This window comes from Desulfosediminicola ganghwensis (genome assembly GCF_005116675.2).
Taxonomy (GTDB): domain Bacteria; phylum Desulfobacterota; class Desulfobulbia; order Desulfobulbales; family Desulfocapsaceae; genus Desulfopila; species Desulfopila ganghwensis.
The window spans coordinates 4,367,420-4,387,594 of record NZ_CP050699.1 but is presented as its reverse complement, the minus strand read 5'-3'; the positions used below and the strand labels follow the sequence as shown (position 1 = coordinate 4,387,594).

The 20,175-nt window shown below is 48.9% G+C and carries 18 protein-coding genes, 2 tRNA genes and 1 other RNA gene; 7 read left to right on the top strand and 14 right to left on the bottom strand.

Annotated elements, in window-relative coordinates:
- Positions 1–74 precede the first annotated feature (74 nt).
- The 11 genes from FCL45_RS18805 to rsmI all read right to left on the bottom strand — a co-directional run bounded on the left by FCL45_RS18805 (position 75) and on the right by rsmI (position 9,461).
- Positions 75–149, bottom strand: a tRNA-Val gene (locus FCL45_RS18805).
- A 135-nt stretch (positions 150–284) separates the two neighbouring features.
- Positions 285–887 (bottom strand): recombination mediator RecR, encoded by a 603-nt coding sequence (gene recR / locus FCL45_RS18800; RefSeq protein ID WP_136799113.1) that lies wholly within the window; start codon positions 885–887, stop codon positions 285–287.
- A 14-nt stretch (positions 888–901) separates the two neighbouring features.
- A complete protein-coding gene (locus FCL45_RS18795; protein ID WP_136799112.1) occupies positions 902–1,222 on the bottom strand; it encodes a YbaB/EbfC family nucleoid-associated protein in 321 nt (106 codons plus the stop codon).
- 28 nt (positions 1,223–1,250) lie between these two features.
- Positions 1,251–3,137, bottom strand: a complete 1,887-nt coding sequence (gene dnaX / locus FCL45_RS18790) for a DNA polymerase III subunit gamma/tau (protein WP_136799111.1) — start codon at positions 3,135–3,137, stop codon at positions 1,251–1,253.
- A 45-nt stretch (positions 3,138–3,182) separates the two neighbouring features.
- Positions 3,183–3,279, bottom strand: an RNA gene (gene ffs / locus FCL45_RS18785) — signal recognition particle sRNA small type.
- 17 nt (positions 3,280–3,296) lie between these two features.
- Positions 3,297–3,382 (bottom strand) — tRNA-Ser (locus tag FCL45_RS18780).
- Between the two features lie 117 nt (positions 3,383–3,499).
- Positions 3,500–3,970: a tRNA adenosine(34) deaminase TadA gene (gene tadA, locus FCL45_RS18775; RefSeq protein ID WP_136799110.1), complete on the bottom strand. Its 471-nt coding sequence runs from the start codon at positions 3,968–3,970 to the stop codon at positions 3,500–3,502.
- 332 nt (positions 3,971–4,302) lie between these two features.
- Positions 4,303–4,725 (bottom strand): PilZ domain-containing protein, encoded by a 423-nt coding sequence (locus FCL45_RS18770; RefSeq protein ID WP_136799109.1) that lies wholly within the window; start codon positions 4,723–4,725, stop codon positions 4,303–4,305.
- 301 nt (positions 4,726–5,026) lie between these two features.
- Positions 5,027–6,805, bottom strand: a complete 1,779-nt coding sequence (locus FCL45_RS18765) for a M3 family oligoendopeptidase (protein ID WP_136799108.1) — start codon at positions 6,803–6,805, stop codon at positions 5,027–5,029.
- A 135-nt stretch (positions 6,806–6,940) separates the two neighbouring features.
- On the bottom strand, positions 6,941–8,554 hold the full coding sequence (locus FCL45_RS18760; RefSeq protein ID WP_136799107.1) for a hypothetical protein: 1,614 nt from the start codon (positions 8,552–8,554) through the stop codon (positions 6,941–6,943).
- Positions 8,555–8,585: 31 nt separating this feature from the next.
- On the bottom strand, positions 8,586–9,461 hold the full coding sequence (gene rsmI, locus FCL45_RS18755) for a 16S rRNA (cytidine(1402)-2'-O)-methyltransferase (protein WP_228721367.1): 876 nt from the start codon (positions 9,459–9,461) through the stop codon (positions 8,586–8,588).
- Between the two features lie 182 nt (positions 9,462–9,643).
- On the opposite strand from rsmI, the gene FCL45_RS18750 reads away from it, so the two are divergent.
- From FCL45_RS18750 to FCL45_RS18735, 4 genes are all read left to right on the top strand, one after another.
- Positions 9,644–9,997 carry an ArsR/SmtB family transcription factor gene (locus FCL45_RS18750; RefSeq protein ID WP_136799106.1) on the top strand — a complete coding sequence of 118 codons (354 nt, stop codon included), beginning with the start codon at positions 9,644–9,646 and terminating at the stop codon, positions 9,995–9,997.
- 116 nt (positions 9,998–10,113) lie between these two features.
- Positions 10,114–11,292 carry an SO_0444 family Cu/Zn efflux transporter gene (locus FCL45_RS18745; protein WP_217907759.1) on the top strand — a complete coding sequence of 393 codons (1,179 nt, stop codon included), beginning with the start codon at positions 10,114–10,116 and terminating at the stop codon, positions 11,290–11,292.
- A gap of 190 nt (positions 11,293–11,482) precedes the next feature.
- Positions 11,483–12,613: a 6-phosphofructokinase gene (locus FCL45_RS18740; protein ID WP_136799105.1), complete on the top strand. Its 1,131-nt coding sequence runs from the start codon at positions 11,483–11,485 to the stop codon at positions 12,611–12,613.
- 394 nt (positions 12,614–13,007) lie between these two features.
- Positions 13,008–14,339, top strand: a complete 1,332-nt coding sequence (locus FCL45_RS18735) for a PhoH family protein (RefSeq protein WP_136799104.1) — start codon at positions 13,008–13,010, stop codon at positions 14,337–14,339.
- An 87-nt stretch (positions 14,340–14,426) separates the two neighbouring features.
- Here FCL45_RS18735 and FCL45_RS18730 read toward each other — a convergent pair whose 3' ends face one another.
- The 3 genes from FCL45_RS18730 to FCL45_RS18720 form a co-directional block, all read right to left on the bottom strand.
- On the bottom strand, positions 14,427–15,221 hold the full coding sequence (locus tag FCL45_RS18730; RefSeq protein WP_136799103.1) for a slipin family protein: 795 nt from the start codon (positions 15,219–15,221) through the stop codon (positions 14,427–14,429).
- A 1-nt stretch (position 15,222) separates the two neighbouring features.
- Positions 15,223–16,626, bottom strand: a complete 1,404-nt coding sequence (locus FCL45_RS18725) for an NfeD family protein (protein WP_217907605.1) — start codon at positions 16,624–16,626, stop codon at positions 15,223–15,225.
- A gap of 90 nt (positions 16,627–16,716) precedes the next feature.
- Positions 16,717–17,127: a hypothetical protein gene (locus FCL45_RS18720; protein WP_136799102.1), complete on the bottom strand. Its 411-nt coding sequence runs from the start codon at positions 17,125–17,127 to the stop codon at positions 16,717–16,719.
- Positions 17,128–17,396: 269 nt separating this feature from the next.
- On the opposite strand from FCL45_RS18720, the gene FCL45_RS18715 reads away from it, so the two are divergent.
- From FCL45_RS18715 to modA, 3 genes are all read left to right on the top strand, one after another.
- Positions 17,397–18,017, top strand: coding sequence for a hypothetical protein (locus FCL45_RS18715; protein ID WP_136799101.1), 621 nt, complete (start codon positions 17,397–17,399; stop codon positions 18,015–18,017).
- A 555-nt stretch (positions 18,018–18,572) separates the two neighbouring features.
- Complete coding sequence (locus tag FCL45_RS18710) at positions 18,573–19,355, top strand: TOBE domain-containing protein (RefSeq protein ID WP_136799100.1); 783 nt, start codon at positions 18,573–18,575, stop codon at positions 19,353–19,355.
- A 52-nt stretch (positions 19,356–19,407) separates the two neighbouring features.
- The gene (gene modA / locus FCL45_RS18705) at positions 19,408–20,160 is read left to right on the top strand and encodes a molybdate ABC transporter substrate-binding protein (RefSeq protein WP_136799099.1); all 753 of its coding nucleotides are present in this window, start codon (positions 19,408–19,410) and stop codon (positions 20,158–20,160) included.
- Positions 20,161–20,175 lie beyond the last annotated feature (15 nt).

The window sequence follows — 20,175 nt, the reverse complement described above, 5'->3', positions numbered from 1 at the left end:
CCCTTCCCGTATAAAAAAGAAAGGCTAAAGAACAACGACAATCTGGGAAGGTCGTTCTACTTTAGCCTTTTATTTGGTAGGCGCGGAGGGGATTGAACCCACGACATCCACCACGTCAAGGTGGCGCTCTCCCACTGAGCTACGCGCCTGCGTATCCATTTTGTTGGGTGGTTCAATGCTACCCCTATCGCTATGGGGTGTTGCAAAGAACGCGCTTGAATTACCAAGTATCAGAGCCGGTGTCAAGAAAAAATGATAGCTGCTATGGTTTTTAAAGCGTTTTTTCATTTTGCAGCAGACCGACTCTCTATTGCTCTCGCCAGTGTATGTTTATCAGCATACTTTATATCCATCCCCATTGGAATACCACAGGCGAGCCGGGTTACATTTACCGGACCGTTGGCAAGCAGGTCTATAAGGTACGAGGCAGTGGCCTCACCCGGCACGGTCGAACTGGTAGCGATCAGCACTTCTCGCACACTGCCGTTATTGATTCTGGCAATGAGTTCTCTGATCTTTAATTCATCGGGGCCTATACCGTCAATGGGGGAAAGTACGCCATGCAGGATGTGGTAGTGACCACGGAAACTGGCGGTTTTCTCAATAGCCATCAGGTCACCCGGTTCTTCCACAACACAGACCAGGCTGGCGTCTCTTTTGGGATCGGAGCAGACAGCGCATGGGTCGCTTTCGGAAAAAGTGAAGCAACAGGAGCAGAGCTGGATGGAGGCGTGCAGCGCCTGCAGTGCTTCGGATAGCTCATGGGCATAGCCCGGTGGCCTTCTCAGTACGTTCAGGGCAAGCCTGGTGGCGGTTTTTTTGCCGATACCGGGCAGCTTGGCAAGATCTTCAATAAGCCTTTCCAGAGCCGGAGGAATAACCTGCATACAGAGCCTTTTGCTTATCGCATAAAGTTGGTGAGACCGGGCAGGTCGAGGCCGCCTGTCAGTTGGCCAAGTTCCTGCTTGCTGAGATCCTTTGCCTTACGGAGACCGTCGTTGGTTGCTGCAACGATAAGGTCCTGCAGCATTTGGGATTCATCGGCAGAAATGAGTTGTGGTTCGATTTCCACTTTCAATACATCGCCCTGGCCGTTTACGGTTACCTGAACCATGCCACCTCCAGCAGAACCGATGATTGCCTTTTTGGCCAGATCGTCCTGAATCTGTTTCATGCGTTCCTGCATCTGCTGGGCCTGTTCCATGATCTTGCTCATGTCCATGGGTACTATCCTATATTATAAATTTTGATTAATTGTTTTTGCGCCCAATGCGAATGTCACCTACCTGGCCGTGAAAAATCTCTGCGGTCATGATGGTCAGTGGATCCTGGGCGAGTTGTTGACGCTTCTGGTGGGGAGTTTCATCGCCACCATCTTCCGTGGTGTCTTCAACATCAGGAAGTATAAAACGTACGGTGAGTTCTTTCTGAAAAAAATCAAGGACAAACTCGGTAAGCTGATTTTTGTTGGCTTTTTGTTTTAGCAGCGAACAATCGGCTGGATCGTCGTAATGGAGTTGCAGCTCGTTGCCGACTTCTTTGACTTTTGCCCTGTTGAGCGCCTGGGCGATCCATACTACCTGGCTCTTTACGTGGGCAAGGAAGTCGGGCCAGTGGCGCCTGATATCTTTTTGGTGAGGGTGCACCTGAACCTTGTGGGGGGCCTCGTCCTGCTGTGCCGCCAAAGAGTCGCGTATTGTCGCAGCTTGACCATTCTTTGACTCGGATGGGGGCGGAGCGTGGTTTTGTGAGTTCGCTCGCTGGGCCATCATGGCATCAGGGCCGGTGGGCTCAGGGATTGGTGGAGCAACCGGGCCGGATGGCGCAGTTGCATTCCTGCTGGGCGATGAAGAAGACTTTCCCGCTGAGTCGGCTGCTGATTTAGCCGTATGTATTTGGCGCTGAGGGGCCGATACGGCAGGGTTCAGCGTGGCGGATTCAGTTTTTTTTTGAGTCGCGGCGGGCCGGGGCGGGGCCGGGGCTGAATTGCTCTTTCCTGCGGCCTCAAGCAGCTGCTCCATTTTGCCGAGCAGTTCGCTAAGCGGTACGACACTGCCGGCTTCGATAATTTTAAGAAAACCGGTCTCCATGGTGAGCCGGGGCTGGCTGGAATAGCGAACATCCTCCACCATGCGCATCAGGAGTGTCAGCTTCTGGTGGATAGTTTCCGGTGAAAAGCGGGCGCTGAGCTCAGAAAAGCGTAACCGTTCATCTTCGGGCAGGTCGAGTAATTTGCCGCATCCTTCAATTCTGGTCAGCAACAGGGTTCGGAAGCATTCCAGCAGATCAGCGGAAAATCGCTTGATGTCCATGCCGAAGGCAAAGATATCTTCAAGCGAACCCAGTGCTCCGGGCCTATCGCCTGTCAGCAGGCTTTCACTCAGCGAGATAAGGATGTCTCTGTCAACCAGGCCGAGCACTTCGGTCACATCGGCAACGGAGATATGCTTTTCGCCAAACGAAAATACCTGGTCAAGCAGGCTCAAACCGTCACGAACCGATCCTTCGGCTTCACGTACAATCAGAGACAGAGCCGGAGGATCAATTGTTATCCCCTCATCTTCCGCCAACCTGTTGAAGTGGGCGGCCAGTTCAGTTGCAGGGATGCGCTTGAGCTCATATTGCTGGCAACGGGAAAGAATGGTTATTGGAATTTTATGCAACTCGGTGGTTGCAAACATAAAGTGAACATGCGCTGGAGGTTCTTCCAGGGTCTTCAACAGGGCGTTGAAGGCCTCGGTGGTGAGCATGTGCACCTCATCTATAATGATAACCTTGTACTTGCATGAGGTCGGCATGAACTTGATTTTTTCTTTAAGTTCACGGATCTCCTGTATACCCCTGTTGGAGGCACCGTCGATCTCTATCAGGTCAAGTGAATTGCCGTTGGTAATTTCGGTGCAGGGAGCACATTCGTTGCATGGTGGGTTATCACTGTCGCCTTCACAGTTAATGGCCTTGGCCATAATGCGGGCGAGGGTGGTTTTGCCTACACCACGTACGCCGGAAAAAAGTATGGCGTGGGCGATACGGTCGCGTCTGATACTGTTCTGAAGAGTTTTGACAACTGAACGTTGACCGACGACCTGGTCGAATGTTTGCGGGCGGGATTTTCTTGCTAAGACAAGGTATGACATGCGTCACCGTGCATGAGAGGCTTTCAGTCAGGAGATAAAAAAAATGGTAGCCGGGCTATCTGCGGCACACAAAGAGGTTCACTACCGTTGCTTCCTCCCGGACCTGGCGGGGTTCGTGATTCTTTGTTGCGCAGACCCGGCTACCAAACCGAAATCTTATGGCGGAGAGGGTGAGATTCGAACTCACGGTACTTGCGTACACACGCGTTCCAGGCGTGCACCTTAAGCCACTCGGTCACCTCTCCATAATCGGTTGCCCCGATGAAATTGTGAAACACTATGTATCCTGTCGGCGTTCTTTTGGCAATGAAAATTTAGGAAAAGTGCAAAAAAAAATAGCTCTATTTTCATACCACATTAATTTAACGTGCTTTTCGTTTTTGTTTGAAAAAGCCCTTGAGGAGATCGCCGCAATCATCTTCAAGGATACCCGTTGTAATCAGGAGGCTGTGGTTCAGTCGTTCATCCTCTCCTATCTGATAAAGAGAATGTACGGCCCCTGTTTTTGGGTCTCTTGCGCCGTATACCAGTCTCTCTACCCGTGCATGCAAAATGGCTCCTAAACACATTATGCATGGTTCCAGGGTCACGTAAAGGGTGGTACCTGGAAGACGGTAATTGCCTACGGCTTCAGAGGCAAGCCGGAGTGCGCGTATTTCCGCATGGGCAGTGGGGTCGTTGAGGCCAATTGGTTTGTTGCCGGCAGCAGCCAGCAGGGTGTTGTTTTGGATGATTACAGCTCCAACCGGGACTTCACCCTGTGAAGCTGCTGCTTCTGCAGCTTTTAAAGCCATTTTCATCCACTTCTCATCTTCGTATGTAAAATCTTGCATTGGAAGTTCTCATATAACGGTTTATCAACATCACGGTTATGAGCTGATCACTCATGTTGGCGACTGTGGCTATAAAAAATTCTACCCCGGCATTTCCCATGAACATTGTATCAGTGTCACAATTGATCAGGTTGTCTAAAAGATTCTTTCAATGAGTGGGGGGTGGGAAATGATGTGACCGGATACCTGCGGGAAGAGGCATACCGCCCTGTACTGTCAGCGAAGAATTATAGATTACTGTGATATAACATGGTGCGTGGTATTTACTGCGTGAGGATACACTATCTGAAGGTGAAAAACATTAAAGATATGCCGGGTGCCTGCAGGATACGTTACGCAATGATATCGTTTGCAGGCGCTTGCGAATTGCTTTGGCTGGATGGGGATGTGATTACCTGCTGTATGAAATCAGAAAGCTCGGAGTGTTTGTCGGCGGAAAGAGCAGAGAACTGCAAGCGACAATCCCTGAGTGCGGTGGAACCGAAAAGAGTGCATGGTTCAGTATCCTGCCAATTCAGGTCAATACAGGAAATATTCTGGATAAAAAGCTTTTTCGGGGCATCGATGAGATCGATGGTGTGAACGGGATAAAGCGGGTTCTTGGTGTCTATTAGGAAGCGACAGAGAACACCACCTGTACTGATATTCAAAACCTCGGCAAAGGTTGTGCCGTTGTAGAGCATAACCTTTTCTTTGACATGATACCGCTCATGGGCTCGACGCTCTTTACTGATCGGTCCAGTGATCGTTGGCATATTTCCCCCTGAATATGCTGTCTCCTTGGCAATATACAGCTGGTATCTCTTCTGCATACCCAAAAAAAAACATCTATTTCAATGGATAGGAAAAAAAAGCTTGTGTTCACAAATACATACTGAAACAGGTTGCTCCCTGGGATTGTTCGTTAATGTAATGTAAATGCAGACGAATTTGTAAAAAAATGACACTCAGTGGTGTGAAACACGCTTGATTAATTCAAAACATAAATCATTAACCACTGAGTGTGGCTGCCCAGCACCATCTAAAGCAGTCTGTCGAGGGACCGCTGGGAGCAGGTTATTCGATTTTGACTATCATTTGCTCAATGACGTCCAGCCCCTGTTGCCAGAACTGTGGAGAATTCAGGTCGATTCCAAAGGGCTTCATCAGCTCATATGGTGACTCGGAACCACCTGCCGCCAGCAGTTCCTGGTATTGGTCGATGAACCCGGCCCCTTCTTTCTGGTAAATGGCATAGAGTGCGAGAACAAGAAGTTCGCCGAAAGCATACGAGTAGACATATCCGGGAGTATGGAGGAAATGGGGAATATAGGACCACCATATTCCGTAATCATCGGTCAGGGTGACAGAGTCTCCAAACATCTCGCGCTGGGTCGCAAGCCAGTACTCGCTGAGTTCTTCGCTACTGAGTTCTCCACGACTCCGCCGGCCCTGGTGCATGGCCTGCTCAAATCTGTTCATGGCGGTTTGCCTGAACACTGTAGCAAAGATGGATTCAAGCTTCTGGCAGATAAAGGCTTGTCGCTCCGAAGCGCTGTCAATCAGTTCAAGCTGGCTGTTGAAAACCAGCAATTCTGCAAAAACAGATGCTGTTTCGGCAAGTACCAGAGGTGTGTCGCTATTGTAATATCCTTTCCGGGCAGCGAGTACCTGGTGTACACCGTGGCCAAGTTCATGGGCGACTGTGGAAACATCGCGCAGGTTGCCTGTGTAGTTGACCAGTACGTACGGATGGACATCGGGAACGCAGGGGTGAGCAAAGGCACCGCCGCGCTTTCCCGGAATGACGGGTGCATGTATCCAGTTGCGGTCGAAAAAGTCTTTGGCGTTGCTGGCCAGTTGAGGGGAAAAGTCTGCGAAAGAATCCAGCACAGTTTTTTTGCAGGTCGGCCAGTCTATTTTCTTGGATGGCAGTGAAGGCAGAGGGGCATATCTGTCAAAGTCCGTAAGTTCATCCAGGCCAAGAAGCGTTCTCTTTACCCTGTAGTAACGATGGACCAGATCGTACCTGCTGGTAACTGCATCGATAAGAGTCTCAACAGTTTTATCTTCCAGCTGGTTGTCAAGATTCATTGAGCCGACCCAGCTATCAAACTTTCTGGTGCGGTCGGCAATCATTTTTTCTGCTGCCAGGGTATTGAAAATATGAGTGAGGATGTGGTTCTGGCTCTTAAGGCCTTCCGTCATTTCAGAGGCCGCCTGCTGTCGGACATCCCTCGCCGGATCGTACAGATCAGTGAGAACTTCTTCCTCACTTCGCCCTTCAGGGCCGAATTTGAGCTGCCCGAAGATTTTTTCAAAGAGTGTAGTCCAGCTGCGCCTGCCGACAGGTTGCAGCTCCAGAAGGAGCTTTTCCTCTGTCTCGCTCAACTGGTGGGGCAGATAGCGGCGCATCGATTTCAGATAGTGACAGTAGCCGGCAAGGAGTGGGTCTTTCAGCAGTTCTTCTGCATGGGTATCATCAAGCTTGTTCCACTCAAGTTCAAAAAAGACGGTTTCCTTCCCACATTCACTGACAAGTTCACGTATGCGTTGGCTCTGGGCACCGGCCTCAGCATTATCGACCTGTGTGGTGAAGTCTAAAAAGGTATAGGTGGCGAGTTTACCAAGCGTACAGTCAAGTTCTTCGAGGCGCGTGACGAGTTTAAGAAGTTGGGCCGCATCTATCTCCGACACTTTGCTGTAGTAGGCTGCCCGTATCGCTTGTGCTTCGGCTTTTGCCCCGGTTATGTCTGTCTCGTATTGCGGGTCATCGGAACCGGAATAGAGGTCGGAAAGATTCCAGAGGATGTCAGAGGATTTGAGTTGATCATTTAATGATGGAGTATCGTTCATTATCTACCTCATTGGCAGTGTGTTGTAGGTGTCGGTATAATGGGGCATATAGGTACTATCGATGCGCAAAGTATATTCCACCTTGTTACGAATCGGAAGAAATATGGTCGGTTGAAACCCCATGGGAAAATCGGATTATAACTGGGCTCGCAGAACTGCAGCGAAATCTTCGGGGTAGTGACCGTTGATGAACCGGAGTTGTGCCTCGCTGAAGGCTCCGGGGGATTCGGGCAGGCGGGGCAAAAAAGCATAAAGCAGAGGCTGGCCGATTTCACCCTGGGCGCCGATCCGTTTCGGGTATTCTATGGAGGTGACCATTTTGGCCCCGATAGCGGCCAATACTCTCTGGGCTGTAAGTATCCCGATGTTCAGAGATCTCCTGACGTCAGCATTAGCTTCGACGATATTGCCGGGAGGATAGCCGGATTCATTTTCAAGCGTTATCAGCTGTAATTCCCATTGCGAGGTCTGGGCTTTTGGTATAAAAAGCATGACATTCTCATCCCGCCATACAATCAGACTGGATTCCAGGTCGTCACGTTCGTCCATGCGCTGGTTGGATATGATGGCAGCCAGGTAGTCGACGAAGAAATCCCGATCATAGACAGCACGATAACGTTGCATAACCTCGGCAACCAGGTCGCCGCAACCGTAGGCTGGCATGGTAAATTCAGGGTATTGGAGGTTCCCGCTGTAGCCTTCCACGCGGGCCGGGAGCATCGCATATTGTTGGTGTACCTGTTGATGTGAGGCGTGCAGTCGGTACCTGGAAGGAGCATAATCAAAGCCGAAATTCCAGCCCCAGAGGGTGGCATTGACATCCAGGGGTGTATTTTTGACAGATTTCGAGATTGCCAGCCGTAACTCCTCGAGCTCAAGGTCGTTGAGTTTTCTCTTTTCACGTGCCAAGGGGATATTCAGCTCTTCTGCCAGCCGTACATATGTTCGCTGATAATAGAGATGGCGAAGGCCATGCACATCGTCCTCAGAGAGTTCGGCTATCGAATATCGTATCGCATCTTCAGCCATATTGGCAGCGTAGTGGCCACCGCCAATGTAGGAATTACGTCGCAGATACTCATAAATATGGGTGGTGCCATCTGCCGGCACTTCACCGACAATTTCGCTGCTACCCTGCGCTCCGGGCCTGATGACCATCACTACCTTATAGTTGTCCGGCAGGTGTGGATTGTTGGCGACCGCTTCGAACAGCACGTGTTTTGAAATATCCGGGCGGATGGACCCATCGTCCATGGTGCGGTAGCAAAGTCCGTTGGGTTGTCCCTGCTCATCTAATTCAAAGTTACAACTCAGTTCTGCGAGTCGCACAAGATCGGCAGGGTCAGTAGAGCAGGTGGCGAGCGAGAGCAGCATCGGCTCAGGGAGTGTATCGAAAAGTTCGGCCCCGTAGCCGTTTGCATCGAGAACCTGTGACAGCGAAACCTGGGGAGCAGTGGCGATACGAATACGCTGGTAGTTATTGGCGCTGGCATCTGCCCACTCTTTGTCGATGAAGGTCGCGCCCTTGAAAGGAAGGGGGTTGGGAATTTCGAAAATCCAGTCCGCCTTATTTACAGTGACATCATTTTCAGGCAGGTTGCGCTCGTTGAAAATCTGCTTGACTCCATCAAGAGAGCCAAGCGACTGCGGGCATGTTTCCTGCCTGAGATTGGTAACTGAATATTCAGGTTTATGAATGCCGTAGATGAACTTTCCTTCCGGAGTAACACAGCTTCGTATTCTGTTCATGATGGTAATCAGGTGGTTGAGATACGTAATGTCAATCCTTCTGGTTCCAGATTTCCAGTGCCTGCTGGTAAATTTGGGAGCGGGAGAGTCCAAGATCCTTGGCGAGTTTGCGGCTGGCATCTTTTAAGGAAAGTTCGGAGTGGTCGCGATACCAGACGAGTAGCTCTTCAAGGTTTTCCCCTTCAGCCTTCTCTTTTCTCCCGGGGCCGATAATTATTACGAATTCGCCGCGTGGCTCACTGCTTTTACACAGTTCCAGCAACTCGGTCAGGGTGTTACGGTGAAATTCTTCAAAGGTCTTGGTGATTTCACGAGCCCATAGTGCAGTCCGGTTGCCCAGGGTCTCGACAGCGTCTTCCAGAAATGATTGTACACGGCGGGGAGCTTCATAAAAGACAACAGGATGTTCCTGGTGTACGAGCGAGGCGAAGAGCTTTTTTCTCTGCCCTTTTTTGGAGGGGGCAAAGCCTAGAAAGAGAAAAGAGCCTTCAGCAAAGCCCGAGCAGGAGACCGCTGCAGTCAAGGCAGAGGCACCAGGAATCGGACAGACCCGGATACGTTCATCGTGGGCTAGACCTACAAGGACCGCACCAGGATCGGAAATTGCGGGCGTGCCGGCATCGCTCACCAGGGCGATATTCTCTCCGGCTTTCAGAAATTCGATGATCTGAGCGCCTCTTTGCTGCTCTTTCTCGCGATAATAGCTGATCAGAGGAGTGTTGATAGCAAAGTGGTTCAATAACTTTTTGGTGTGCCGGGTGTCTTCGGCTGCAATACGGTCAACCTCTTGCAAAATTTTGAGTGCCCGCAAGGTGATGTCGTCAAGATTACCTATTGGAGTAGCTACGATATACAGGGTGCCGGGGGCTGTGCTCTTTATAGTATTCATGGGATAAGAATAGGACATGTAATGAAATCGGAAAGCTCTTTGGGCTGCATTATGCTCAATCTGATTTGAAATTGCACATGCTTTGTTGACATTCTTCTACTGGTCGGTAATATATGAGCAGATACTCATATAGACTCATGGCCGAGTTGAGTGATTCAGGCCGGAAGAAGTTAAAAAACAAATGACAATGAGGGGATAGTATGGTGGAGGATCTTTGCGGGGCCAGGGTGATACACCAGGATAAAGTGAAAGCAGCTCGTGATGCAGCCCTGGCATCGATCGAAATTGAAGGACTCAGCCAACTCTTCAAAGCTTTTGCCGATCCGAGCAGGCTGCGGATTTTATATGCGCTATCCGGCCAGGAAATGTGCGTCTGCGACCTGGCGGCTCTGCTTGAAATTTCCGAGTCGGCGGTAAGCCATCAACTGCGTCTGCTGCGTACCATGAAACTGGTCGCCAACAGAAGGGAGGGCACAACCCTGTACTACAGCCTGATTGACGGTCATATCATGATGCTGATCGAATACGCTTTAGAGCATTTGAGAGAGAAGTAGACTGATTTCCTGCCATTGACTGAGACTGGTTCGAATCGTCTAAAGATAGAAGCTTTTACCAACAAGAAATTATGTCTATATCAGAAAAAATAGTGTCGTTGCCGTTGGATATCGCCATGGAAGTTTGGCATATCCTGCTTGATTCATCGGTTTACATCCTGTTCGGTATTCTTATCGCAGGAGTTCTAAAGGTTTTTCTCAATCCGGAGATGATCGCCCATCACCTCGGCAGAGGTCGCTATGGGTCAGTTGTCAAGGCTGCGCTCTTTGGTGTTCCCCTGCCGCTCTGATCGTGTGGTGTGCTGCCGGCGGCAGCATCGTTACAGAAGCAGGGAGCGAACAAGGGTGCGACGACAGCCTTCCTTATCTCAACACCGGAATCAGGTGTTGATTCCATCGCCGTGACCTATGCGCTACTTGATCCGATTATGACAGTGGTGAGGCCGATTGCTGCAAGTGTTAGCGCAATAGTGGCAGGTTTCCTTGAGAATTTTCTCAACTGGGACAATCAGCAACCATCTCCCAAACCTGTGGCTCCTCCGATGGCCAAAGCAGCCGGAGCAACTGTGGCAGCGGAGCATAAGGAACACGTTGCAGCAGCTGACCGGGTACCGTTTCTCAATAAGCTCAGTGCAGGAATTCGATATGCGGTGACCGATGTATGGGGAGACATCGCGCTTTGGTTCTATGTCGGTTTGGCTATAGCGGCGGTTATTACGGTAATGATACCGGACGCGCTCATGGTAAACTTCCTCGGTGGCGGGCTTGGCTCCATGCTGATTATGTTGGTGATCGGCATTCCCTTGTATATCTGTGCAACAGCATCTACCCCGGTGGCGGCAGCCTTGATCCTGAAGGGAGTGAGTCCCGGAGCGGCACTGGTCTTTTTACTTGTAGGGCCGGCAACTAACGTCACTTCAATGTCGGTATTGTTTAAGATATTGGGTAAAAAAAGTACCTTAAGATATCTTGGGGTTCTGGCAGGTTCAGCGGTTGTTTTCGGACTCATCGTGGATCAGATATATCTCAGGGCGGGGATATCTCCCCAGGCGGTGATAGGTGAAGCGGCGGAGATTATCCCTGTGCCGATTAAACTTGCTGCGGTTTTTATCCTGCTGGCGATTTCCATAAAGCCTCTTTATACATGGGGCAGGAAAGTTTTTTCAAAAAAAGAGTCAGGTACGCATTTTGTTGCACAATTCCCGGCAGCAGGCGGCAATGAGGGAAAGGACGACAATGCCACTTCCCATCAGAGTTGCGGCTGTGGTTGTGGAAACACCGGGGGAGTTAAGTAGGAAACAGGAGCCAGGCTTACTTGTGATAACAGAAGGAATTGTTAGAGTTGTGTAAGCCTGATGTTTGCGACTTGTTGATCTTCTCTCAATATGTCTATAATGAGCAATTAGATCTGGCAAAGCTCAGTTTATGTTAACGTGTCGTTACCATAATTAAATAAAATAATTAGAAATTAACCTGAGAGGCGGAATGAGTAAGCACATTGGCATCTTGACCGCAGGTGGAGACAGTCCTGGCCTGAACGCGGCTATTCGAGCCATTGGCAAATCAGCATTACGAACCGGAAAAATTCGCATTGTAGGGTTTCGTGACGGTTTTCGCGGCTTAATGGAAAACAGAACCATGCGTCTGGACTGGGATGTCCTCGCGTCAATCCTCACCCAGGGTGGTACGATTCTCGGCACCAGTCGTGATAAACCGCACAAAATGCAGGTTGGCAGTGAAATAATGGATATGACCGAGGTTATCTGTGAGAACTATCATCGGCATAATCTCGACGCTCTGATTTGTATCGGCGGTGGTGGTACCCAGAAAAACGCTTACAGACTGGCTAAGGCGGGGTTGAATATCCTCACACTGCCGAAAACCATCGACAATGATGTCGGTATGACAGATGTGACGTTTGGCTTTCATACTGCTATGGAAATCGCCACCGAAGCGATTGACCGGCTCCACTCAACTGCGCATAGTCACCACAGAATTATCGTGGTGGAAATAATGGGCCACAATGCAGGCTGGCTCGCTCTTGGCTCAGGTATTGCTGGTGGTGCGGATGTGGTTCTGATTCCGGAAATACCATACAATCTGGCGAAAGTTGCTCAGGCGATACGTGAGCGTCAGCAGCGTGGCACAAATTTCAGCATCGTTGCCGTAGCCGAGGGGGCGTATTCCGTCGAAGAGCGTATTACACTGGATGACTTCAAGGCGAGAAAGGCAGAGGCCAAGGAAGCGGGTGATTCGAAAGCGATTAAAAAAGCCTCGGAAGATTTGAAAAATTTTGCTAAATCTTTGAGTAACAATACCCTGAAACTCACCCAGGAACTTGAAGAGTTGACCGGGCTGGAGTCACGTCTGACAATTTTAGGACATCTGCAGCGCGGAGGAACTCCGAGTGCGGCAGACCGGGTTCTTGCGACTCGTCTCGGAACAGCCTGTGTTGAGTATTTTCAACAGGGAGTAACCGGTTGCATGATAGCGGTTCGTGGTGATGGTACCGAAGCCGTACCGCTGGAGGATGTGATCGGAAAACGGTACACGGTGCCAGCCGATCACTCATGGATCACTGCAGCCCGTAACGTCAATACCTGCCTGGGAGACTAATCAACTGCCAAAGGTTCAGTTTTTATCTCATCCCTATCTTGCCGAATTCTTCCACCACTTGATTCCGGGTGGTGGAAGGAATCTTTTATTGCCTTTCTTCAGGTGGTTCAGACGGTACTGTCGCTATATTCTCCAACTGGCCAAATCGAAATGTTTTCTTAAACAGACATTAACGGGTGATACATATTCTTGATGAAGAGTACGAGGTAAATATCTGATAAGGAGGTGAGAATGGCAGACAATTAACCGGCCCACGAGACGTTGCGTCCATGTTTGTTGTTATGATCAAGATTTAGACCGAATTCCTCATGATATCGAGCGGAAAACTTCGAAGCTGACAGCCCTTGAACTGATGAGAAATTCAGGCTAGTGCCACCAAAGCAATTGGAGATCCATGACCTCTCACAAAAAACTGTTCATCCTCGACACCAACGTAATTCTCCACGATAGCTCCTGCATTTATAATTTCCAAGAACACGACATCCTGATTCCGATTACCGTGCTTGAAGAGCTTGATAACTTCAAAAAAGGCGGTCAGATCATTAATTACCACGCCCGTCAGTTTATTCGCGCAGTTGACGAATTGAGTGCCGATAAACTTTTCAATGGCGGGGTGAAAATCGATGAGGAAAAGGGCCGTATCTCCATTCGGCTGGACCGGCCGATGCATGAAGATCTGATCGGAAGTTTCCCAAACAGCGATAAACCCGATCATAGAATACTTAATGTCGCCTATTGTTTGAAACAGGATCATCAAGACAAAGCGGTGATCCTTGTCAGCAAGGATATGAATCTGCGGATGAAGGCCCGTGCCCTCGGATTGATGTCCGAAGATTATACCACCGATCATGTTCGTGATCCACAAAAGCTCTATACAGGCTGCAGGAGTGAGGAGAATGTTCCTGCAGATGTAATTGAGTCCCTGTTTGCCAGCCCTGACGGAATATGTGAGGCGAAACTCGCTCCCGATGAGCCTTTTCAGCCTAATGAGTTCATAATTCTGAAAAATGGTAACACGTCTGCATTAGCCAGCTTTAAAGCGGATGTGAAATCATTCCAGTTGGTTCAGAAGAGCACTGTCTACGGTATTACCCCGAGGAATGCAGAGCAGTCCTTTGCTGTAAATGCACTTCTCGATACCAGTCTTCCTCTGGTGACTATCACCGGTAAGGCCGGTACCGGTAAAACCTTGCTGGCCTTGGCAGCGGCTTTAGAAGCCAGGAAGAATTATCGCCAGATTCTGCTGACCAGGCCTATTGTGCCCCTATCCAATAAGGATATCGGCTATCTGCCGGGTGATATCCAATCGAAAATTCGGCCATACATGCAGCCACTCTATGACAATCTTGGGGTGATTCGTAACCAGTTTAGCGAAAATAGTGAGATGTATCAGCGCCTGAAAAAGATGATCGAGGATGAAAAGCTGATTATCGAACCTCTGGCCTACATACGGGGAAGAAGCCTGGTGCGGATGTGCATGATCGTGGATGAGGCCCAGAACCTGACGCCCCATGAAGTGAAGACAATTATAACCAGAGCGGGGGAAGGTACCAAGATTATCTTTACCGGCGATATTCATCAGATAGATCATCCCTATCTGGATATTCATTCAAATGGGCTGAGTTCACTTATAGACAAAATGCAGGGCCAGAAGCTCTACAGCCATATTGATCTCAGGAAAGGGGAACGATCAGAGTTGGCCGAACTGGCTTCGGATTTATTATAGAAACTCAAACGAGAGCCTTAAACGAGGCTCTCGTTTCTCTGAATCGGGGAATTGGGGTACTTTTAACCTCTCGCGGCTTGCCTCTGGTTAACTGTCAGTATTCAGTTGTTCAGGTGGCTCAGGTTTGCTGCTCTTCACTAAGGAATGCATCATCTCCATGGGTATGGGGAATACAATGGTGTTCGAAGTTTTGTGGGCGGCAACGTCTGCAAGAGTTTGCAGGTACCTGAGTTGGAGAGCCTGCGGATTTTTGATGATGACGTTGGCTGCAGCCAACAGTTTTTCAGATGCCTGAAATTCTCCTTCGGCATGGATAACCTTCGCCCGTCGCTCACGTTCTGCCTCTGCCTGTCTTGCGATAGCTCGGACCATCGATTCATTCAAATCGATATGCTTAATCTCTACATTAATAACCTTTATTCCCCAGGCATCGGCTCGCATATCAATAATTTCCTGGATGTCCGTGTTCAGCTTTTCACGTTCCGAGAGCATCTCGTCTAACTCGTGTTGGCCAAGCACAGAGCGAAGGGTCGTCTGGGCCAACTGGTTGGTGGCAAGAAGATAATTTTCAACCTGGATGATGGCTTTCTCGGGATCAACCACACGGAAATAGAGCACAGCATTAACCCTCACGGTGACATTATCGCGGGAGATCACATCCTGCGGCGGAATGTCCATGGTCACCACCCGGAGGTCGACCCTGAATGCTTTCTGAATTCCTGGAACAATGATGCGAAGACCTGGATTTTTGATGCCCTGGAGCCTACCGAGAAATAACACGACAAGGCGTTCATATTCGGCAACGATCTTGAAAGACAAAGCGATCAGGCCTGCAATAAAGGCGATGGGCACGAGATAATTCAGTAGGGTTAGAGGTATCATTTCACATCTCCTTGAGTTTTTCCACGGTGAGCACAAGCCCGTCAATCCCTGTTACCTGGACGACTTCCCCTTGCTGCAAGGCGTCGGAGCATACCACCTGCCAGGATTCTCCCAGTAACCGGATTCTGCAGTTTTCAGGACAGTCTTCGATGACTACCCCGGTCATACCGATCAGAGCCTCCTTGCCGGTTGTAATTTTTCTTTTTCTGAAAGTGAGCATTCGGCCGATAAGCAGGAAGATAAAGGTGGCGGAGAGAACGGTGGTGGTCATGATGAGGGTCCTGGAGATCCTGATAGATTCTTCATCAAAGAGGATAAGAGAGCCAATGATGAAGGCGATGATTCCGCCAATTCCGAGCGAGCCGAAGCTCGGCACAAAGGCCTCACTTATCATCAGGGTTATACCCAGCAACAGCAGGGCCAGACCGCTGTAGTTGACCGGTAATACCTGGAAGCCGTAAAGGGCGAGCAGTAACGATATCATTCCGGCCACACCCGGGAAAAAAACACCAGGGTTGGCAAGCTCGTAGATAAGGCCATACATTCCAAGCATCAGGAGTAAATACGCCACATTGGGGTTACTGATTATGGCAAGCAGCTTCTCTTTCCAGCCGGGAGCAAGGTAGACAAGCTGAAGATTGGCTGTTCGCAGGGTAACCTCTTCATTGTCCACGGTAATTCTGCGCCCGTCGATCTGTTTCAGCAGATCTTGCAGGTCGGTTGCCACTATATCCACCACTTGCAGTTCAAGCGCTTCATCTGCGCTGAGACTCACTGCCTCTCGCACAGCTTTTTCAGCCCACTCACTGTTTCTACCGTGTCTTTTCGCCAACGATCGAATATATGCCGCGGCATCATTGACCATTTTGCGTTCAAGGGCGGTTCCGGGCTGGGAATCCTTTTGGTCATTCTTCTTGTCTTCGCCCTGGTCATCCTGTCCTGTTGGTGGTTTGCCGAGTTGTATTGGCGTTGCTGCCCCGAGGTTGGTGGCCGGGGCCATTGCTGCAATATGACTGGCATAGAGAATGTACGTGCCGGCACTGGCAGCCCTCGCACCTTCCGGAAATACGTAACTTGCCACCGGGACATGAGAGTTGAGGATTGCCTGGATCATGTCCCGCATGGCCAGGTCGAGGCCGCCGGGAGTATCTATCTGCAGTACAACAAGCTCGGTGTTGCTGGTTTGAGCATATTCCAGGTTGTCGAGTACATACTGACTGCTGGCCGGGCCAATGGCACCTTGAATAGTGAGTATGATGGCCTGGCGAGGGAGGCTGGCCTTGTCGTTCGCCAGGCATGGATGTGAGTTACTGAAAAGGATAAATAGAGAAACTATGATCGCGAGCGCCCCTGCGAAGGTCGTTTTTTCAGGAGCCATATCATGAAATGAGTTTGATATTGTCATGTCGGAAAACCTCTCAGCAGGGTGCTGGTTCTCCTGTAATAATAATACATTTGTTTGATGTTGCCTGGCTAGCGTGACGAAATACATCAATTATGTGATTTTCTCAGCTCCGATTCTGCGGCCATTGATACTGCGGATTATGTAACGATTTTTGCTGAGTAGTCTCGGATTCCAGGAACACTTGAACTTGAGCTGTTGAAGGATAGAAACTGATTTTGCAGCGTTCAACGGGATATCGAACCCGAGTCCATGTGGAGAAATGTCGTGCAGGACCACGTCGAATTCCTGCCCGTTCGGTGAGATCATGATGCATTTTCCCGCTTGGGAGTCGCGACGGCCTTTTCGCCTGTTGAGGCTGCACTGGGCAACAGAACCACATTTATGACAGCGAATAGATCGTCGGCGAACATGCGACTGGACACCGAAAGAACGTCTGGCGTCACAATTCGGACAGCGAAAGAGGAGTCGGTTATTTACGACCGGATATTCGTGCGCTCTCATAAGTCTCCTATATGAAACATAGTGATCTGAAGTTTAGTATAGAACAAGAAAGGGTAATGTATCAAATGTCTCCAGCGATAGCTGCCGCGTAGGCGAGGGGAATTCCCGGCAGGAACATGCCTAATCCATTGAAAGAGCAACAAAAATGGAATTGCAAAAAGACAAGTGAGACGTTAGGTTTGCTCTTGTATGCAATAGGTTATCTAAGCATGGCATTTGAATAGATCGGATGTTTTTCAGGGGTTACAAAATTTGAAGAAGGATATGACATGATTTCTGTATTTCGGCGCATTACAACAATACCAATCAGTACTATTACTCTGTTGCTTCTCACTGTTTTATTGTCCGCGTCCTGCACTTCAAAGCGGCTTATATCATCATGGTCTGCAGAAGGTGATTACCAGGCACGGGAAGTGCTGGTAGTTGGTGTTGCTCACCATGAATCGATACGAAAGCTTATGGAAGAGACTGTGGTTGAAGATCTTTTTAAGGAAGATGTTACAGCTATTGCCAGTTACAGCATTGATGGAGTGCGAGGTAAAGTGGATTACGACGCAGTTTACGATGCGGTCAGGCTTACTGATTCAAAAACAGTGCTTGTCTTGAGAACAGTTGAAGTGGCTGAAGAAAGCGGCTCTCAGATTGCAGTGGGGAACTCTTATGACTTCATGGATAATGGAAGTTTTCAGCCTCTATTCGCGCCCCGGGCAACATACGCCAATTATTCACGTGTGCAATATACCATTGAAGCCAGTCTTTATGATGTGAACACAAAGAAGAAAGTATGGTCAGCGGAGTCAAGATTGACTGATCCGGTTTTGAGCAAAAAATATGTCAGCGAGGCTGATAAGCTCTTTATTAAGGATATGAAGAGAAACGGGATATTGTAAAATCGTTGCCAAGTGCATTGCAGAGGTGATTCCCACTCCGCAAGCACGATAGTCAGGGGCATCAACCCCTGATTTGCAGATTTTGGAGAAGAACAATTCCGTAAGCCCCTGAGCGCTATTTATTGCTCAGGGGCTTTTGTTTTATTTGATGAACGATTGTGCTGCACCTTACGCTGCAGGAAGATGCATTGTATCTTTTCTCACCACACCATTTCTTCGCGAATCTACCACTCCCAATAACTTTTCACGTTGGTTTAAGACAAAAATGGTTACGATCGACAATTATGTCGTCCGGTTGGATTGGTTTGTCTCGTTGGGAAAGGGTTGACGTCGTTTGTAGTTGTGGATGCTCATTTGAAGTTTGAGACCTGTATGGTTTGTTTAAGAACCTGAAAACATGACACTATGTGAGCTTTTATAAACATAGAGTAGTGTCTTTTTTAAGTACATGCCTGCAACCGGCACAACTGTTGCAAATTTTCGGAACTTATAGGATTAGCGTTATGTCAAATCAACATAATGTTATAAAATACGAATAAAAGCAGACCAGCAACTATGAAGACCGAAGATTCCATATTTGAGATAATGGGCTGGACAGCCAATAACACCACTGTCCTGCTACTTGAGGCGTTGGATGAAACCGGGTCTATCAACAAGGCTGCACAGCAGGTGGGTCTACAGTATAAATCCGCCTGGCAAAAGCTTGATCGGATGAACAACATCCTGCCGTTTCAATTATATATAAAGAAAACGGGAGGGAGTGGGGGCGGAGGTTCCTCCTTGACTGAAGAAGGCAAGGGGCTCCTCAAGCGACTACGCCTGTTGAAAAACGAGTATTCTCAATTTACCCAGTTTTATTCTGACAATCCAAACGAGGCACTATCTACCCTGAAAACCCTGCGCAGGATGGAAATGACACTCAGTGCCAGAAATGTCTGGCTTGGTGAGGTTATTGAAATTAATCAGGGCGCAGTGAACAGTGTCGTTGATATACGTTTGAAAGGGGGAGATCGTGTCAGCACGGTTATCACCGAAAGGTCCGTGAATCGTCTTGGGCTGGGGCCTCTGAGAGAAGTTCTGGTCATCGTTAAGGCTCCTAATGTGCTTCTTGGCTGTGATATCGATAGGAAGTCAATCTCAGCCAGGAATATCCTTACCGGGAAAATTACCTCGATTATTGCCGGAGCGATTAATGAGGAAATTACCATCGACCTGTCGGGGGGCAGCACTGTTACTTCGATTATCACCTCAGCAAGTGTAACGCGACTTGGCCTGGCAGTCGGTAAGACATGTTCGGCAATTATAAAGGCATCTGATGTTATTGTAGCAACAACATGATTTTTCTTGTCTAAGAATAGTCTTGAAATTTAAACCGTGAGGAGAATTACGTGTGAAGAAAAAGATTTCCCTGCTCATTTTTCTGGCTGTCTTTCTTTCTTTTACAACCTGCCAGGCGAAAACACTCTATCTCTCTGTAGCTGCAAGCATGACCGATGCGATCAAAGAGGTAATGACTGCATTCTCCGAAATTCATCCTGAAGTTGAAATGATGCCCAATTTCGCGTCTTCCGGGAGTCTGGCAAAACAGATATCCCAGGGAGCCCCGGCAGATATCTATATATCAGCAAATCCCAAATGGATGGACTATCTGGTGGAGAATCAGCTTATAGCCCCAGGCTTCGATAAAATTTTTGCTTATAACAAGCTGGTTTTTATCAGTGGTACCAAGCTGCAGAATGGATCAATGGAAGATTTACTCTCCATGGAAAGAATCGCGATTGGTGATCCCAAGAGTGTTCCGGCGGGGCGTTATGCCGAGGAAGCAATGCAGAGCGCAGGTATATACAACCAGTTACGAGATGACAGAAAATTAATTTTGGCTAAAGATGTACGACAGGCTCTCTTATATGCTGATCGTGGTGAGGTGGATGGCGCTTTCGTGTATAAAACAGACGCCTTGTTGACCCGAAATGCAAAAATTGCCTTTCACGTTCCAGATGATTTGTATAGCCGGGTAGCGTATCCGGTTGGAGTGACAGTGGCAGGCGAGGGAAAAGAGTTGGCGAAAGAGTTCTACAAATTCATCATAGGGGATGATGCGGTTGCAATTCTCACTAAGTATGGATTTGAGTCGGGCAGGTAAAATCAATGTTTATAA

What these genes read in the sequence shown, in the direction of transcription:
- recR (WP_136799113.1), bottom strand. Translation starts at nt 887, where the DNA reads ATGCAGGTTATTCCTCCGGCTCTGGAAAGGCTTATTGAAGATCTTGCC.
- FCL45_RS18795 (WP_136799112.1), bottom strand. Translation starts at nt 1,222, where the DNA reads ATGGACATGAGCAAGATCATGGAACAGGCCCAGCAGATGCAGGAACGC.
- dnaX (WP_136799111.1), bottom strand. Translation starts at nt 3,137, where the DNA reads ATGTCATACCTTGTCTTAGCAAGAAAATCCCGCCCGCAAACATTCGAC.
- tadA (WP_136799110.1), bottom strand. Translation starts at nt 3,970, where the DNA reads ATGCAAGATTTTACATACGAAGATGAGAAGTGGATGAAAATGGCTTTA.
- FCL45_RS18770 (WP_136799109.1), bottom strand. Translation starts at nt 4,725, where the DNA reads ATGCCAACGATCACTGGACCGATCAGTAAAGAGCGTCGAGCCCATGAG.
- FCL45_RS18765 (WP_136799108.1), bottom strand. Translation starts at nt 6,805, where the DNA reads ATGAACGATACTCCATCATTAAATGATCAACTCAAATCCTCTGACATC.
- FCL45_RS18760 (WP_136799107.1), bottom strand. Translation starts at nt 8,554, where the DNA reads ATGAACAGAATACGAAGCTGTGTTACTCCGGAAGGAAAGTTCATCTAC.
- rsmI (WP_228721367.1), bottom strand. Translation starts at nt 9,461, where the DNA reads ATGTCCTATTCTTATCCCATGAATACTATAAAGAGCACAGCCCCCGGC.
- FCL45_RS18750 (WP_136799106.1), top strand. Translation starts at nt 9,644, where the DNA reads ATGGTGGAGGATCTTTGCGGGGCCAGGGTGATACACCAGGATAAAGTG.
- FCL45_RS18740 (WP_136799105.1), top strand. Translation starts at nt 11,483, where the DNA reads ATGAGTAAGCACATTGGCATCTTGACCGCAGGTGGAGACAGTCCTGGC.
- FCL45_RS18735 (WP_136799104.1), top strand. Translation starts at nt 13,008, where the DNA reads ATGACCTCTCACAAAAAACTGTTCATCCTCGACACCAACGTAATTCTC.
- FCL45_RS18730 (WP_136799103.1), bottom strand. Translation starts at nt 15,221, where the DNA reads ATGATACCTCTAACCCTACTGAATTATCTCGTGCCCATCGCCTTTATT.
- FCL45_RS18725 (WP_217907605.1), bottom strand. Translation starts at nt 16,626, where the DNA reads ATGACAATATCAAACTCATTTCATGATATGGCTCCTGAAAAAACGACC.
- FCL45_RS18720 (WP_136799102.1), bottom strand. Translation starts at nt 17,127, where the DNA reads ATGAGAGCGCACGAATATCCGGTCGTAAATAACCGACTCCTCTTTCGC.
- FCL45_RS18715 (WP_136799101.1), top strand. Translation starts at nt 17,397, where the DNA reads ATGATTTCTGTATTTCGGCGCATTACAACAATACCAATCAGTACTATT.
- FCL45_RS18710 (WP_136799100.1), top strand. Translation starts at nt 18,573, where the DNA reads ATGAAGACCGAAGATTCCATATTTGAGATAATGGGCTGGACAGCCAAT.